Source organism: Streptomyces sp. NPDC005728 (assembly GCF_040630895.1).
Lineage (GTDB): Bacteria > Actinomycetota > Actinomycetes > Streptomycetales > Streptomycetaceae > Streptomyces.
Window position 1 is genome coordinate 143,206 of the sequence record NZ_JBEXYL010000010.1, and the last position, 13,747, is coordinate 156,952.

The 13,747-nt window shown below is 66.1% G+C and carries 6 protein-coding genes, 1 tRNA gene and 4 pseudogenes; 6 read left to right on the forward strand and 5 right to left on the reverse strand.

The features are described from left to right. Positions 1 to 196: 196 nt before the first annotated feature. Positions 197 to 535 (reverse strand): transcriptional regulator WblA, encoded by a 339-nt coding sequence (wblA, locus tag ABZ471_RS10485; RefSeq protein WP_132856581.1) that lies wholly within the window; start codon positions 533 to 535, stop codon positions 197 to 199. Between the two features lie 553 nt (positions 536 to 1,088). Between wblA and ABZ471_RS10490 the strand changes: the two genes are divergently transcribed. Continuing rightward, on the forward strand, positions 1,089 to 3,401 hold the full coding sequence (locus tag ABZ471_RS10490; RefSeq protein ID WP_359064575.1) for a transglycosylase domain-containing protein: 2,313 nt from the start codon (positions 1,089 to 1,091) through the stop codon (positions 3,399 to 3,401). A gap of 147 nt (positions 3,402 to 3,548) precedes the next feature. On the opposite strand, the gene ABZ471_RS10495 is transcribed toward ABZ471_RS10490, so the two are convergent. Continuing rightward, positions 3,549 to 4,016 carry a GatB/YqeY domain-containing protein gene (locus tag ABZ471_RS10495; protein WP_359064577.1) on the reverse strand — a complete coding sequence of 156 codons (468 nt, stop codon included), beginning with the start codon at positions 4,014 to 4,016 and terminating at the stop codon, positions 3,549 to 3,551. Positions 4,017 to 4,256: 240 nt separating this feature from the next. On the opposite strand from ABZ471_RS10495, the gene ABZ471_RS10500 reads away from it, so the two are divergent. From ABZ471_RS10500 to ABZ471_RS10510, 3 genes are all read left to right on the forward strand, one after another. Beyond that, on the forward strand, positions 4,257 to 5,183 hold the full coding sequence (locus ABZ471_RS10500) for a metallophosphoesterase (protein ID WP_359064579.1): 927 nt from the start codon (positions 4,257 to 4,259) through the stop codon (positions 5,181 to 5,183). 248 nt (positions 5,184 to 5,431) lie between these two features. Further along, positions 5,432 to 6,190, forward strand: a complete 759-nt coding sequence (locus tag ABZ471_RS10505; RefSeq protein ID WP_359064581.1) for a Pr6Pr family membrane protein — start codon at positions 5,432 to 5,434, stop codon at positions 6,188 to 6,190. A 66-nt stretch (positions 6,191 to 6,256) separates the two neighbouring features. Then, a tRNA-Pro gene (locus tag ABZ471_RS10510) sits at positions 6,257 to 6,330 on the forward strand. Between the two features lie 146 nt (positions 6,331 to 6,476). On the opposite strand, the pseudogene ABZ471_RS10515 reads toward ABZ471_RS10510, so the two are convergent. Continuing rightward, positions 6,477 to 6,680 (reverse strand): annotated as a pseudogene (locus tag ABZ471_RS10515) (site-specific integrase); the annotation flags it as partial. 2,266 nt (positions 6,681 to 8,946) lie between these two features. Continuing rightward, positions 8,947 to 9,213: pseudogene (locus ABZ471_RS10520) on the reverse strand (transposase family protein); the annotation flags it as partial. 625 nt (positions 9,214 to 9,838) lie between these two features. Here ABZ471_RS10520 and ABZ471_RS10525 point away from each other — a divergent pair. Beyond that, positions 9,839 to 10,708 carry a hypothetical protein gene (locus ABZ471_RS10525; protein ID WP_359064584.1) on the forward strand — a complete coding sequence of 290 codons (870 nt, stop codon included), beginning with the start codon at positions 9,839 to 9,841 and terminating at the stop codon, positions 10,706 to 10,708. A gap of 579 nt (positions 10,709 to 11,287) precedes the next feature. Here the strand turns inward: ABZ471_RS10525 and ABZ471_RS10530 are convergent. Further along, positions 11,288 to 12,631, reverse strand: a pseudogene (locus ABZ471_RS10530) (LacI family DNA-binding transcriptional regulator); the annotation flags it as partial. 113 nt (positions 12,632 to 12,744) lie between these two features. Between ABZ471_RS10530 and ABZ471_RS10535 the strand changes: the two are divergent. Next, a pseudogene (locus ABZ471_RS10535) lies at positions 12,745 to 13,747 on the forward strand (IS3 family transposase); the annotation flags it as partial.

Here is a 13,747-nt window from a genome sequence, read left to right on the forward strand (position 1 = left end):
CGCCCCGGAAGGCACAGCCGTCGTCGCCGGGCGGCGTACGGACGCACGCCTGACTGAGCTGTGTCCCGTGGTGTCGCCGACGTCTCGCCGACGGGGTGCCACTTCCGGGTGTTGCCCACGACACACGCCGGACCGGTGCTTCCCATGGTTCATGGCCGGTCGGAGTGGCCCTGGGGCCAGGCCGAGGGCGTTGCCCTCAGCTCACCGCCGCGTAGTTCTCGTACACCTCGTCGCTGTCGAGGGGCACGATGCCCGTGCCGCGCTCGTACTCCGAGCGGGCGGTTTCCAGCAGCCGGCGCCAGGACGTCACGGTGGGCCGCCTGCGCAGCAGTGCGCGGCGCTCCCGCTCCGTCATGCCTCCCCACACGCCGAACTCCACGCGGTTGTCCAGCGCGTCAGCCAGACATTCAGTGCGAACCGGGCATCCGGTACACACCGCCTTGGCCCTGTTCTGCGCTGCTCCCTGAACGAACAGTTCATCCGGATCGGTAGTGCGGCAGGCAGCCTGCGCACTCCAGTCGGTTACCCAGCCCATACCGGCGCCGTCCTCTCCCGAATCGAGGCTCCCCCACGGCGGCAGCGGCATATTCACCGCCGCCAGTTGAGGACGTTACGGAAGGCGGGCACAGCGCAACACCCCCTTCGGGCCCAATCTTGAATGGCCCGAACGGACTATGGGTAAGCGGCAGATCACCCGCGGGAGTGAGCTGACGACATGCGTGATCATTCCGGCAAACCGGGACAGCCGTGGTGCGCCACAACGGGCGCCAGGTGACACACGAGGCGGATTCGGACACGCCCCCACCAAAAAGTCGGGGTACTTCCGGAACGATTCGGGGTCGCCGGACGTATTGATACGTGGCCGCACTGCTGTGACAGTTGAGAGCAGCTTAGGCCAAGGCCTGCGCGCGTGTCCGGCAAATGAGAAGGTAGGCGTCCTGCTCTGCGCGCCGCGATGCGACGGCACCCCTCCGGCCTGCCCTGATGCGCCCGGGGCGGACATCCGGGACATCACGATCCGGCACCCGAACCTCCCGGGAAGCGGTCGCTCCATCGGAACGCTCATCAGTACGGATTAGGCTGCCCCCATGCCAAAGAAGCGCTCGGGCGGTGGCCTGTCGGCAACGCAGCAGGCCGCCAAGTTCCTCGGTGTCAGTGTGCTCGCGGGAGCCGTGATGGCCGGTATCGCGCTGCCTGCTGCCGGCGCGCTCGGACTCGCGGCCAAGGGCTCGGTCAAGGGCTTCGACGAGATCCCGGCCAACCTCAAGAGCCCCCAGCTCAGCCAGCGCACGACCATACTGGACAGCAAGGGCAACCAGCTCGCGACCGTCTACTCCCGCGACCGTACGGTGGTGGACCTCAAGGACATCTCGCCGTACATGCAGAAGGCGATCGTCGCGATCGAGGACTCCCGCTTCTACAAGCACGGCGCGATCGACCTCAAGGGCCTGCTGCGCGCGCTCAACAAGAATGCGCAGAGCGGCGGGGTCGCCCAGGGCGCCTCCACGCTCACCCAGCAGTTGGTGAAGAACTACTTCATCGAGGAGGCCGGCGACGACCCGACGAAGGTCGCCGAGGCCACCCAGCAGACCCTCGGCCGCAAGGTCCGCGAGCTGAAGTACGCGATCCAGATCGAGGAGAAGCTCGGCAAGAAGAAGATCCTCGAGAACTACCTGAACATCACGTTCTTCGGCGAACAGGCCTACGGCGTCGAGGCCGCGGCCCAGCGCTACTTCTCCAAGCACGCCAAGGACCTGAACCTGCAGGAATCGGCAATGCTGGCCGGCATCGTCCAGTCCCCGAGTCGCTACGACCCGGTGAACGACGAGGCCGAGGCCACAAAGCGCCGCAACACCGTCCTGCGGCGCATGGCCGAGGTCGGCGACATCTCCCAGGCGGAGGCCGACGCGGCGAAGGAGAAGCCGCTCGGACTGCACGTCAGCCGGCCGAAGAACGGCTGCATCACCGCCAGCAAGGGTGCCGCGTTCTTCTGCAAGTACGTCGAGAACGTCTTCCTCACCGACCCGACCTTCGGCAAGACCCGCGAGGACCGCGCCAAGCTCTGGAACCGCGGCGGCCTGACCATCCGCACGACCATGGACCCGCAGGCCCAGGAGTCCGTCCAGGCCTCCCTGAAGGACCACGTCTACAAGTCCGACAGTGTCGCCGCGGCCGCCACCCTGGTCGAGCCCGGCACCGGCAAGGTCCTGGCGATGGGCCAGTCGAAGCCCTTCGGCTACGGCAAGGACGAGACCGAGTACAACTTCTCGGTCAACCGGGACCTGGGCGGCTCCAACTACGGCTTCCCGACCGGTTCGACGTTCAAGCCGTTCGTGGCCGCAGCCGCGATCGAGGGCGGCAAACCGGCGACACAGGCGTACTCGTCGCCGTACAAGATGAACTACCCGAGCCCGGTCCAGCGGTGCAGCAGCAACCCCTACGTCAACACCAAGGGCGAGACCGTCGAGAACGAGAACACGTCGGAGCACGGCCCGTACCGCATGAAGGAGGCGATGGCGAAGTCCATCAACACCTACTTCGTGCAGCTGATCTCCGACATCGGTCTGTGCCCGGTGGTGAAGATGACCGACGCGCTGCATGTGGTGCAGGGCGACGGCTCGAAGCTTCCGGAGACCCCCTCCATCGCTCTCGGTTCGATCGGCCTCTCCCCGCTGACCATGGCGAACGCGTACGCCACCTTCGCCGCGCGGGGCATGTACTGCACCCCGGTCTCCATCGAGTCGATCACCCAGAAGATCGGCAACGAGCAGAAGTCGCTCGATGTGCCCAAGTCGACCTGCTCGCGCGCGATGACCGAAAAGACCGCCGACACCGTCAACACGCTGCTGCGCGGCGTGGTCGACTCCGGTACCGGCCAGCAGGCAGGCCTGACCGACCGTGAGAGCGCGGGCAAGACGGGTACGACCGACGAGCGCAAGAACGCCTGGTTCGTCGGATACACGCCCAACATGGCCGGCGCGGTCTGGGTCGGCAGCGCCAAGCAGAACGTGAAGATGACCCGGATCACCATCGGCGGTGTCTACCGCGACCTCGTCTTCGGTGGTCAGGTCCCGGGCCCGATCTGGAAGGACGCCATGGCCGGTGCCCTGGCGGGCAAGGACGCCCCGGAGTTCAACCTGGTCGACATCCCCGACGACCGGGGTGATGACGAGGGAAAAGGCCGAGGGGGGAACAACGGGGGGAAGAACGGGGACAACACGGGCGGCGTGATCGGGGGACTGATCGGCGGCCTCACTGACGGTGGCACGACCGCGGGCACCACGGGCGACACCACCGGCGGCACCTTCCCGACGCCGACGTTCTCCCTCCCCGGCAACTTCATCCAGGGCCAGGCCAACGGCGGGAACAACGGGAACGGAAACGGGGGCCTGCTGGGCTAGACCCGGCGGGATCCTCCCGGCTCCCGGCATGGCAGCGGGGCCGCACCCTGATGGGGGTGCGGCCCCGCGGTCGTCCCAGAGGTCTCGGGGCTCAGCCCTGAAGGGGCTCCGGGGCTCAGGGGCTCAGCCCTGAAGGGGCTCAGGGGCTCAGCCCTGAAGGAGCTTCTTCACCACGGCGGCGACGCGGCCGCCCTCGGCCAGGCCGGCCACCTTCGGGTTCACGATCTTCATCACGGCGCCCATGGCCCGCGGCCCCTCGGCTCCGGCCGCCTTCGCCTCCTCGACGGCCTGAGCGACGATCGCGTTCAGCTCGTCGTCGGACAGCTGCTTGGGCAGGTACGTGGCGAGGAGTTCGCCCTCCGCCCGCTCCCGCTCGGCCTGCTCGGCCCGGCCGCCCTGCGCGAAGGCCTCGGCCGCCTCGCGGCGCTTCTTGGCCTCCTTGGTGATCACCTTGAGGACCTCGTCGTCGGAGAGCTCTCGCTTCTCCGTGCCCGCGACCTCCTCCTTGGTGATCGCGGTGAGCGTCAGCCGGAGCGTCGAGGAGCGGAGCTCGTCGCGCTCCTTGATCGCAGCGTTGAGGTCGTCCTGCAGCTTCGACTTGAGCGTGGTGGTCATGGGGTCGATTGTCGCAGGTACGACACCGGGGGCGCCCGCCCATTTACGCGGCGGCCGGTCGCGGGAGACGTGGCGACGGCAGGACTCGGGGTACGTGGCGACGGCAGATTCGGGTCACCAGGCGACGGTCGATCTCAGGCCACCCGGCGACGGCCGATCTCCGGCTTCCCTGCGAGGGCCGATCTCCGGCTTCCCGGCGGCCGGTCTCGGCGTGAAGGTGGGGTCTGACACGATGGTCGTATGCGCGCGCGATACGGAGTACCCCTGGGAATCATGGCGGCAGGCGCCGCCGGACTGGCCTACGCGGCGGGCTTCGAGGCCCGCTCCTTCCGCCTCCGACGAGTGACGGTCCCGGTTCTCCCGCCGGGGATGCGCCCGCTGCGCCTGCTCCAGGTCTCCGACATCCACATGGTCGGCGGACAGCGCAAGAAGCAGCGCTGGCTGCACTCACTGGCGGGCCTGCGCCCGGACTTCGTGATCAACACGGGCGACAACCTCTCGGACTCCGAGGGCATCCCCGAGGTCCTCGACGCGCTCGGCCCGCTGATGGAGTTCCCGGGCGCGTACGTCTTCGGCTCCAACGACTACTACGGCCCCAAACCCCGCAACCCCGCCCGCTACTTGCTGGAGAAGACCAGCGGCCGCCACGGCCTGAACGGCAATGCTCCGGCCGTGGGCGTGGTCCACAACCCCTGGGAGGACCTCAGGGACGGCTTCGACTCGGCGGGCTGGCTGAACCTGACGAACACGCGGGGCGTCCTGAAGATCGAGGGCATCTCGATCGAGCTGACCGGCCTGGACGACCCCCACATCAAGCGCGACCGCTACGCCCAGGTGGCCGGCGGACCCTCCGGTACGTACGACTTCTCGATGGGTGTCGTCCACGCCCCGTACCTGCGCGTCCTGGACTCCTTCACGGCGGACGACTATCCCCTGATCCTGGCCGGCCACACCCACGGCGGCCAGCTGTGCATCCCCTTCTACGGCGCCCTTGTCACCAACTGCGACCTGGACACGGACCGCGTGAAGGGCCTCTCCACGCACACGTCGGAGGGCCGTACGTCCTACCTCCACGTCTCGGCAGGCTGCGGCACGAACCGCTACACCCCCGTCCGCTTCGCCTGCCCTCCGGAGGCGACGCTGCTGACGTTGGTGGGGCGGGAGTAGGGGAGGACGGGGCTGCGGAGGTTGCCGGGGCTGCGGGGCCGGCGGGGTCGGCCGGGGCTGTCCAGGGGAAGCAGCATTCGGGGCCCGAGACATTGCCCCCTGCCACTCTCGGCGGCCCTAGACATTGCCCCGCCCGCCACTCTCGGGACCTGAGGCAGTGACACGCCCGCCGCCCTCAGACCCAAGGCATTAACCCACCCGGACTGCCCCAAATGGCCCCTTTCATCCTCCATGCTTAGCGTGAGGGCATGATCGCCCCGATACCCAGGGACATCCCGGACCTGCCCGCGGTCCCGGGCCCACCCCTTCTGCTGCCCGCACCGGTCCCGGCCACCGCGGTGGTGGCACCGACCCGCCGCCCTCTGGTGGCGCTGTTCCGCCTCGCGATCGCCTTCGCGGCAGCGGTCGGCGTCGGCCTGGAACTCCTCCTGGGTACCCCCGCCCGGACCCTGAGCTACTTCAGCATCCAGACCAACATCCTGCTGACCGTGGTCATGCTCCTGTCGGCCTCCAGGGCCTGGCGGGCGCGCCGCCCCCTGCCCTCGTCCGTGACAGGCGCCATGCTCCTCTACGCCGTGATCACCGCGCTGGTCTACCACCTGCTCCTGGCACACACCACACCCCCGTTCTCGATGACGGATGCGACCGCACCCCCCGCACGCTGGCACGCCCAGTGGGCAGCCCTCCAGCTCCTCCACACAGTGGTCCCCCTGGCGGCCGTCCTGGACTGGCTCCTCCTCACCCCGGCCGCCCGCCTGCACCTGCGCCAGGCGGCGAGCTGGCTCCTCTACCCCTTGGCCTACCTGATCTTCTCCCTCGCCCGAGCGGCCTTCCTCCCCCCGTCCGCCCCGGCCCGCTACCTCTACCCCTTCCTGGACGCCGAAGCCCACGGCTACCGCAGCACCCTGGCGAACGCCCTCCTCATAGGCCTCGCTATGTATGCCCTGGCAGTCCTCCTGGTCGCCCTGGACCACACCCGCCCGACCCCGGTCCGCCGCCGCGTCTAAACCGGATTTCGTCTCCGGCCACCAGTGGGCTAAAGTAAACGTCGTCGCCGCGAGAAGCAGCGACATCGGGGTGTAGCGCAGCTTGGCAGCGCGCTTCGTTCGGGACGAAGAGGTCGTGGGTTCAAATCCCGCCACCCCGACAGCTGAAACACCAGGTCAGGGCCGGTTTCCCTTCACGGGAAACCGGCCCTGACTCGTTCCGCAGGGTCCTCGGGGAGTGAATGGGGAGTGGATCAAGAAAACGACTCCCCGAACGTCACCCTTGACGCGCTCTCACTCCTCAGTCGGCGGCGAGCCGATCCCATCCCTGGTCTTCGAACTGCCGCCCGAGGGCTTCGACGGAGTGCGCCGAGACTTCCGTGTCTTGGTGTCTCCACTCTTCCGGACCGATCGCCAAACGGCGATGTGCGGTTCGCAGCGGATCGACATCCGGTCGGCCTTTCAGGAAGACGTGGTCCCAGGTGAGCGCCCGGATCTCCTCGGTGCGGGCGAAGCACAGCGCCGTTATGGTCAGTCGAGATCGAGCGTGACGCCGAGGCAGCAGGTGTACCTGCGATCAAGCTCCTCTTCAGCCTGCTCGATGAGTACCGAGCCGAGGGATCCGGACCGGAGACCTTCCCTACTTCATCAAGGCTCGCTGCGCTCGCTCGACCGGCGGCCGACGACGCTTGTCGATCTACGGGCTGCAGACCACGCCCAAGCGCATCAACGGCCGCTCCGGCCCGCACACCACCGCCACCACGATCCGGCCTCAGGGATGGAAAAGATCAACAACAGCTAGACCCCAACGCCCACGTTTTCAGGGGCCACACGCGCACCCCTTTCCACCCGGTAGCCCACAGGGGGTCGGATCAGTCCGAGGGCCGCGCCAAGCGCGGCGGCGCCGGTCGGTCGCCGCCGCGCCGCCTCCATGTCTTCGCCACCGGCGCACGTCGCCGCCCGCCCGTCGCCGCACGCAGCGGCCAAATTCCAACACGGGCACGGGGGCGAATGTGATCCCCAACGGTGCAGGTCAAAAAAGCTTTGTGTTACCGAAAGAGGCCGGATCGTGGTGGCGGCGGCATACGGTCCGACGCTGCCAGATGCGCAGGCGTTCGAACGGCCCGCCGATCCCGCACCCAGGCCACCGTCAAGGCAATGCCTCCGGCGGGGGATCGGCCGACACCGGGATGGAGGGGGCGCCGTTTCCGCCCGCGGGTCCCTAGTGGCGCGCGCGGGGAGCTCCCATCCCGTCCGCCGTCGACCCAGGCGAAGCCGAGCAGACGCGGCCCATGGCGTCCAGGTCGTTCGTACAGTGGCGCGCTCCACCTGGACGCCATGGACCACGCCCGCTCCACGGTATGTGGGTCGACGGCGGACGGGATGGGAGCTGGGCTGGGTGGTGGGTGCAGGAAGAGAGCGAAGCTCGACGTCAGCCGATGGTAGAAGCCGCTTCACCAGAGTTGACGAGGCTAGATGGGGCAGTCTTTGACTGATCCGGAGTCCAGAACGAAGTGGCCGGTGTAGAGCCATCCCTTTAGTTCAGTGCCAGCTATGCGGACATAGACCCAGGGATTTCCATACGCGTTTATCTTCCAGCACCATACGTCGAACTTTGTGCGCACCGAATAGGTACCCATAGAACCACAGTCAGAGTACGGTTGAGCTCTAAGGGTGGCTTTATCGAAAAAATGGCCAACGCCGTTGGAATTATTCGCGGGAAGGTTGGGGAGATCGCAAACGCCCGCAGCACTAGCGCTAGGTGCACTAAACCCTACGAGGGTTGCGCCAAGAATTGCACCGGCTGCCAAAATGGATGAAATTCGACTTCTTAGTCGCACGAATGGTCACCTTTACAGAAAACGTCACAAGTATTATTGCCCAAGACGCGAGTTGCGAAAGCGCCGCTCATACTGCGGTTAGCAACGGCCCCAGAGGGCTCCGATGCTCATCCGACGCACCCAATGGCGACGCGCCCACGAGCTGAACGCTCAGGTTCCAGGTACCGCCATCGAATCTGATCCGCCCCACCGTGTTAGCCATTGGTGAATGGCTGCACGGAACATGTGAGCGCTAAATTAGCAGGCATACTTCAGGCAGGGAACGGACATTCCCTGGTAGTGCCCAGACCCCAAAGCACAGCAGGGCCCTCATACAGCCAACCCTTGATTTCAGTACCGGCAATTCGCACGTAGAACCATTTATTTCCATGCTGGTTAATGTTGTAACACCAGACATCAAAATTGGTTCCAGCCGGATATGTTCCCATTGAGCCACAGGTGGCATATGGGTGAGTCCGGAGAGTCGCCCTTGAGTCAAAATATCCCGTGGAGGTGGAGGTGTTTAGCGGGCTAAAGCCGAGATCGATGCAGCCGGATGTAGCGGCGCTCGCGCTGGGTGCACCCACCACCACTAGGGCCCCGGCAATCATGGCACTAGCTACCAACAGACTCTTCAGCTTGCCTCTAAGCATATCCTCCACCTTAATTCTCGTCACGGCAGTTAAACATCAAGCGTCCTGCCCGGCAACCCGCGTAGCACTGTTCGTCACCGCATATTTGGTGCGTAATAGCCAAAATTTTGAACTTTGAGCCTATATGGATGGCTTGAAATGAACGCCAGCATGGCTAGAATCTTTCCACTTCATCCCCGCCCGCCGGAATACGAGCGCTTCAAGGGGCCCCTGAAGGCCGCGCAGGCGGGGTTGTGCCGGCCCGCCGCCGGTAAAGCCCCGCACCGTCTCCCATAAAGACTCAGATGGCACCCACTGAGGTTTTTCAGCGCTGCCGCTCCAGAGTGAGGACGGCGGCAGAGATCGACGACATTCGATTCGGGCTGCACCGGGATCTGCGGAAGATCTGCCAGGACTTCAGTCGTGCGACGCCGCGCTCGGCCGGTGCCCGTGCCGCGGACAGCGCGCGGTTGACGGTTTGCTGGGTTGGCGTGAGTTCGCGGCCCGGCGGGCGTCTGAGCGCTGTCGTCACCCACGGGCCGGCTCCCATGTAGGCGCGGACGGCAAGGATGGGGACGCCCTGGCGTTCGCAGTTGACCCGACCAAGCACAAGCCGAAGGGCAAGTGACGGGCGGGGGCAGGCTCCTCGGGGTCTGCCCGCGTGCCTCGGTTGCAGTACAGCAGCGAAGTACAGCAACTACGGCAACCGACCATAGCCGTCGGTACCCCTCACCGTCCGTCCGGCAGCCTGTATGACCCCTGATGACCGATCTCTGTAGAGCTACGGATCAGAAGGTCCCGTGCCACACCCGTGCCAGATCTAGCGGGGAGCCACGGGGAACGGCAGTGGCCGGCGGGTGACTGCCCCTCGATCCACCCATGTGGACAGTTCGCAGGTCGGAGGAGCAGTCGCCCCACCTCGCTCCTAAAGCGGTTTTCGGTGCAGGCACCCGACCTTGGGGTGCCCATTGCCCGCTACGGCATCCAGCTGGCACACAACAGAAACGCGGGCACAACCCTGTGGGCGGTCGCTTTGAGTGCCGAGTCCCTGCCAGCCAGATGGAGTGACTCGGCGTTTGCCTGGGAGCGTGGCTGGTCACATTGTGGTCATGCCCGATTCCCAGGGCGGCGGCCGGCGGCGCCCGCCGGAGTGTCGGAGCCCGCGCGTGCGTGTACCGCGAGTGAAAAGTCAGCCTCAGCCAGGCCCCCCACGGTGGATGTCCTTCCTCGACAAGGCGGCATCCATCCTCGCGCCGGGAACCCTCGTCATCGGGTTGCTCTATTTCTTCGGCAGCACGTACACGGATGCGTACTACTCCTTCTTCGGGGTGCCGCCGCGCGACCTCCAGTTCTCCGTACAGAGCTACTTGGCCAGCAGTCCGCGGGCGATTTTTTTTCCAGTGCTGTTCCTTTTCCTGACTGGCCTAGGCCTGGCGATGGTGCTGCTCCTGATCACCCATGCACTGTCAGGCCCCCGGAATGTGACAAGGCGCCGTGTGGTCGCCAGATGGTTCATGTACCCCAGCATGGCTGTCTTGCTGTTATTCTCCTCGGCGTTCTCGGACTTGGCGGTGGGAACGTCGCGTCTGGACTCGGCGGGGAATTCCCGTTGGGTGTGGGCACCACTTGTTGTAGCTCTGGGATCGGGACTGTGGCTGTACGGACTTCGACTGAGTCCCGGAGACTGGGGTAACCCAGACAAGCGCGCACCGACCGGCCGGCGGGTATGGTTCACCGCTGAGGTACTGCTGGCCGGGCTGATGGCGGCCGCCTTGTTTACATTTGCGACCCGCTACGCGGCGTATAAGGGCAAGGCTGATGCTGGCATCGACGCGAATAACGGTTTCAAGGCCTACCCATATGTTTTAATCTATTCGGGGGCGAGGATCGCCCACAGCATTCCGGGGATCACCGTAAAAGACCAAGGCAGTGGAAGTGGCCCCTACCGCTTCCGCTACAAGGGCTTCGTCGCCCTTGCGAAAACGCCAACTCATTTCTATCTCGTCTCCCGCGACTGGCATGCCGGACGAGCGGTGCTCGTACTGCCGGACGACGGCACTATCCGCGCTGAGATGAAGCCAGTCTGAATCCGAGGGCAGGTCACCAATCGTCCCCAACCCGTGCCGAAGCCGAGACCGCGGTAGCGAGCCATCTTGAGCGCTCACCTGGGCAGGAGCAGGCGATCGGTCGGCCGCCACCGTCTCAGTTTCCGTCTCATTCACCACCGTTCGCGGATGTTCAGACGAGACCGCAAGCCCACTCCAACACACCGCCCATCCGCCCATGAATGCAGGTGAACGCCCCCGCACGCACCCCGACACCCCACCACCACAGTTGGAAAGCGTGCACGTGCGGCCTGCTTGCTGTACCAACTCGCGTGCGCATGGAGCTCTCGTTCCGCCGGCCATGCGCCCTTCCCAATGCCTGCGTGGCAGCGCACGCTGGGTGCCGACCTTTGAAGCCGAACTACCGAGGGTGGACGGTGGACGAGTGGAAGCAGCAAATACCACGACCGCAGCCGACCGCCAACAACCGTCGATGACTGGCTGCCCTGCCCACGACAGCTGAAACACCAGGTCAGGGCCGGTTTCCCTTCACGGGAATCCGGCCCTGACTGGTTCCACAGGGTCCCTGGGGAGTGGATCAAGGAATCGACTCCCCGAATGTCACCCCTGACGCGCTCTCAGCAGCCCATCGAGCGCGCGCACCGGTGACCGCGGGTGCATGGCAGACCGTGCCACCAACGCGTCCTCCCACTGCTCGGTCAGTTCGTCCATGAGCCGGTGCCTCATCCGCGCCGTGATGTGCGAGTAGCGGGCCTGCACGGAGCCATCCTCGTGCCCCATCCGTTCGTCCATGAGCTTGGGCGGGGTCCTGAGCTCCTCCATGACTGTCTTGTGGGAGTGCCTGAGTCCGTGCGGAGTGAGGCCTCGTGCGATCGGCAGCCAGCACGCGTCGGCACGGCCCGAGGCATTCCGGCCCCGCGCCGGCACCCCTGGCCAAGGGTGCGCCATCACGGGTACGGGGCGCGCCTCCTGCGGGGCCTTCTTCGGGTACCACCCCGTCGTGGCCGGATGGAACAGCCAGGTCGCGAAACCGGTACGGCGCCAGTGCGCGGCCGTCTCCCCCGACTGGCCCGCACGGACGTAGCCGAGTTCCGCGATGGCTGTCTCCACCCTGATTCGCGTTCGCTCCGCGACCGTGTCCGGCCGGTTCAGCACGTTCGAGACCGTTGCCGCGGAGACGTCGGCGCGGCGGGCGACGTCGACCAGCTTTGCGCCGACGTACCGGGCAGTGCCGTTGGCGGGACCGTGACCACGGAACACGTAGGTGTGCTCGTGGCACGGGCAGGGTGCCGACTCGGTCCGGGCGATATGGCTTGCGACCAAGCCGGACAGCCACTTCGGCGTGTCGATGGTCCGGTAGGAGTCGTCCTTGGGCGGGCAGCGCTCGAACTTCCCCGAGTCAAGTTCGTAGAGCTGCCACTCCACCCGCACTGAGGCGGGGCGGACGAACTTGCGCTCTAGGCCGACGATTTCGCCCCATCGCATGCCGGTGTAGCCCTTCAGGACCACGGCTACGAATTCGTCGTCACGGCCAGACAGCAGCGAAGCGCGCTCGGCTGTCAGCAGGATTCCGAGAGCGTCGGTCACCACCTTCTCGGGGCCGCGGTTCCGGGAGCGTCCGGCACGCTTGCCTCGGCCGCGCCGCTTGGCTGCCGGGTTGGAGTCGCGAAGTCCTTCATCCACGGCGTCGGCGAGGATGAGGTGCAGCGTGCCGTGCCAGGTCTTCACGCTAGACGCGGCGTAGAGCTTCCGCTCCTTCTTCTCCCAGGCTCCGACGTCCGTGGGCTGGATATCGGCGATGGCCTTGTCCTCGAAGACAGGAAGGAGGTGCTCCTCGATGTGCCGCTTGTAGTTCTGCATAGTCGAAGCGGCCAACTCCTGTGCCGCATACCAGCGGTTGACGTACTCGCCGAAGGTCTCCTTCCCGGCATTCGGGTCGCGATAGCCGACCTCTCGGACGGGTCTGCTGCACGATCGGGTGACATCTTGACCTGCCCCACCTCTGAGGTTCCAGTTCTGGTGGCTAACTGACAGCCCTTCACGGAAGGCTGGCAGTCATGCCTCGTCCCTATCCTCCGGAGTTACGGGCGCGCGCCATCGCGCTGATCCGCGCCGGCAAGCAGGCCAAACAGACAGCGGTGGAGCTCGGCATCCATCCCGTCACGTTGTCGAAGTGGTTGCGGCAAGACGACATCGACAACGGGCGGCGACCGGGAACGCCGTCGAGCGAGTCTGCTGAGTTGCGGGCCGCTCGCCGGCGGATCCATGAGCTGGAAACCGAGCTGGCGATCGTCCGGCAGACGGCGAAGTTCCTCGGCGAGGACAAGCCGGCCCCAAAAGGCTCTACCCGGTGATCGACCGACTCGTCGATGCCGGGGCACCGGTCAACAGGTGCTGCCGGATCCTTGGCGTCGCCCGGCAGAACTACTACAAGCACAAGCGCACACCGACCACTCCACGGCAGCTACGGCGGGACTGGCTGACCGGGCTGATCCGAGAGGTTCACGTCGCTTCCCGCGGCACCTACGGCTACCGCCGCATCCACGCCGAGCTCACCCTGGGCATGGGCATCCGGGTCTGCTCCAGGACCGTGTCGGTGCTGATGGCACAGGCCGGGATCCACGGCCTGCCCGGACCGGTGCGCATCAAGCGGCTGCGTGGCATCGTCACCGCCGAGGACCTGGTCAATCGCAAGTTCCATCGGTTGCGTCCCGACGAGCTGTGGGTCACCGACATCACGCAGCACCGCACCAGGGAAGGGTGGGTGTACTGCGCGGCGGTCCTGGATGCGTTCAGCCGCAGGATCGTGGGCTGGTCCATCGACTCACGGCAGGACTCCACCCTCGTAGTCAACGCGCTGGACATGGCCATCCGCAACCGCCGCCCCGAGCCGGGCGGGATCGTTCACGCCGATCACGGCACCCAGTTCACCTCCTGGGTCTTCGGGGAACGGATCCGCTCCGCCGGCCTCCTGCCGTCGTTCGGCACCGTCGGGGACGGCCTGGACAACGCGATGATGGAGTCGTTCTGGTCCTCGATGCAGATCGAGCTGCTCAACCG

Excerpts from the sequence above, each read along its gene's own strand:
- wblA (WP_132856581.1), bottom strand. The coding sequence starts at position 535 with ATGGGCTGGGTAACCGACTGGAGTGCGCAGGCTGCCTGCCGCACTACC.
- ABZ471_RS10490 (WP_359064575.1), top strand. The coding sequence starts at position 1,089 with ATGCCAAAGAAGCGCTCGGGCGGTGGCCTGTCGGCAACGCAGCAGGCC.
- ABZ471_RS10495 (WP_359064577.1), bottom strand. The coding sequence starts at position 4,016 with ATGACCACCACGCTCAAGTCGAAGCTGCAGGACGACCTCAACGCTGCG.
- ABZ471_RS10500 (WP_359064579.1), top strand. The coding sequence starts at position 4,257 with ATGCGCGCGCGATACGGAGTACCCCTGGGAATCATGGCGGCAGGCGCC.
- ABZ471_RS10505 (WP_359064581.1), top strand. The coding sequence starts at position 5,432 with ATGATCGCCCCGATACCCAGGGACATCCCGGACCTGCCCGCGGTCCCG.
- ABZ471_RS10525 (WP_359064584.1), top strand. The coding sequence starts at position 9,839 with ATGTCCTTCCTCGACAAGGCGGCATCCATCCTCGCGCCGGGAACCCTC.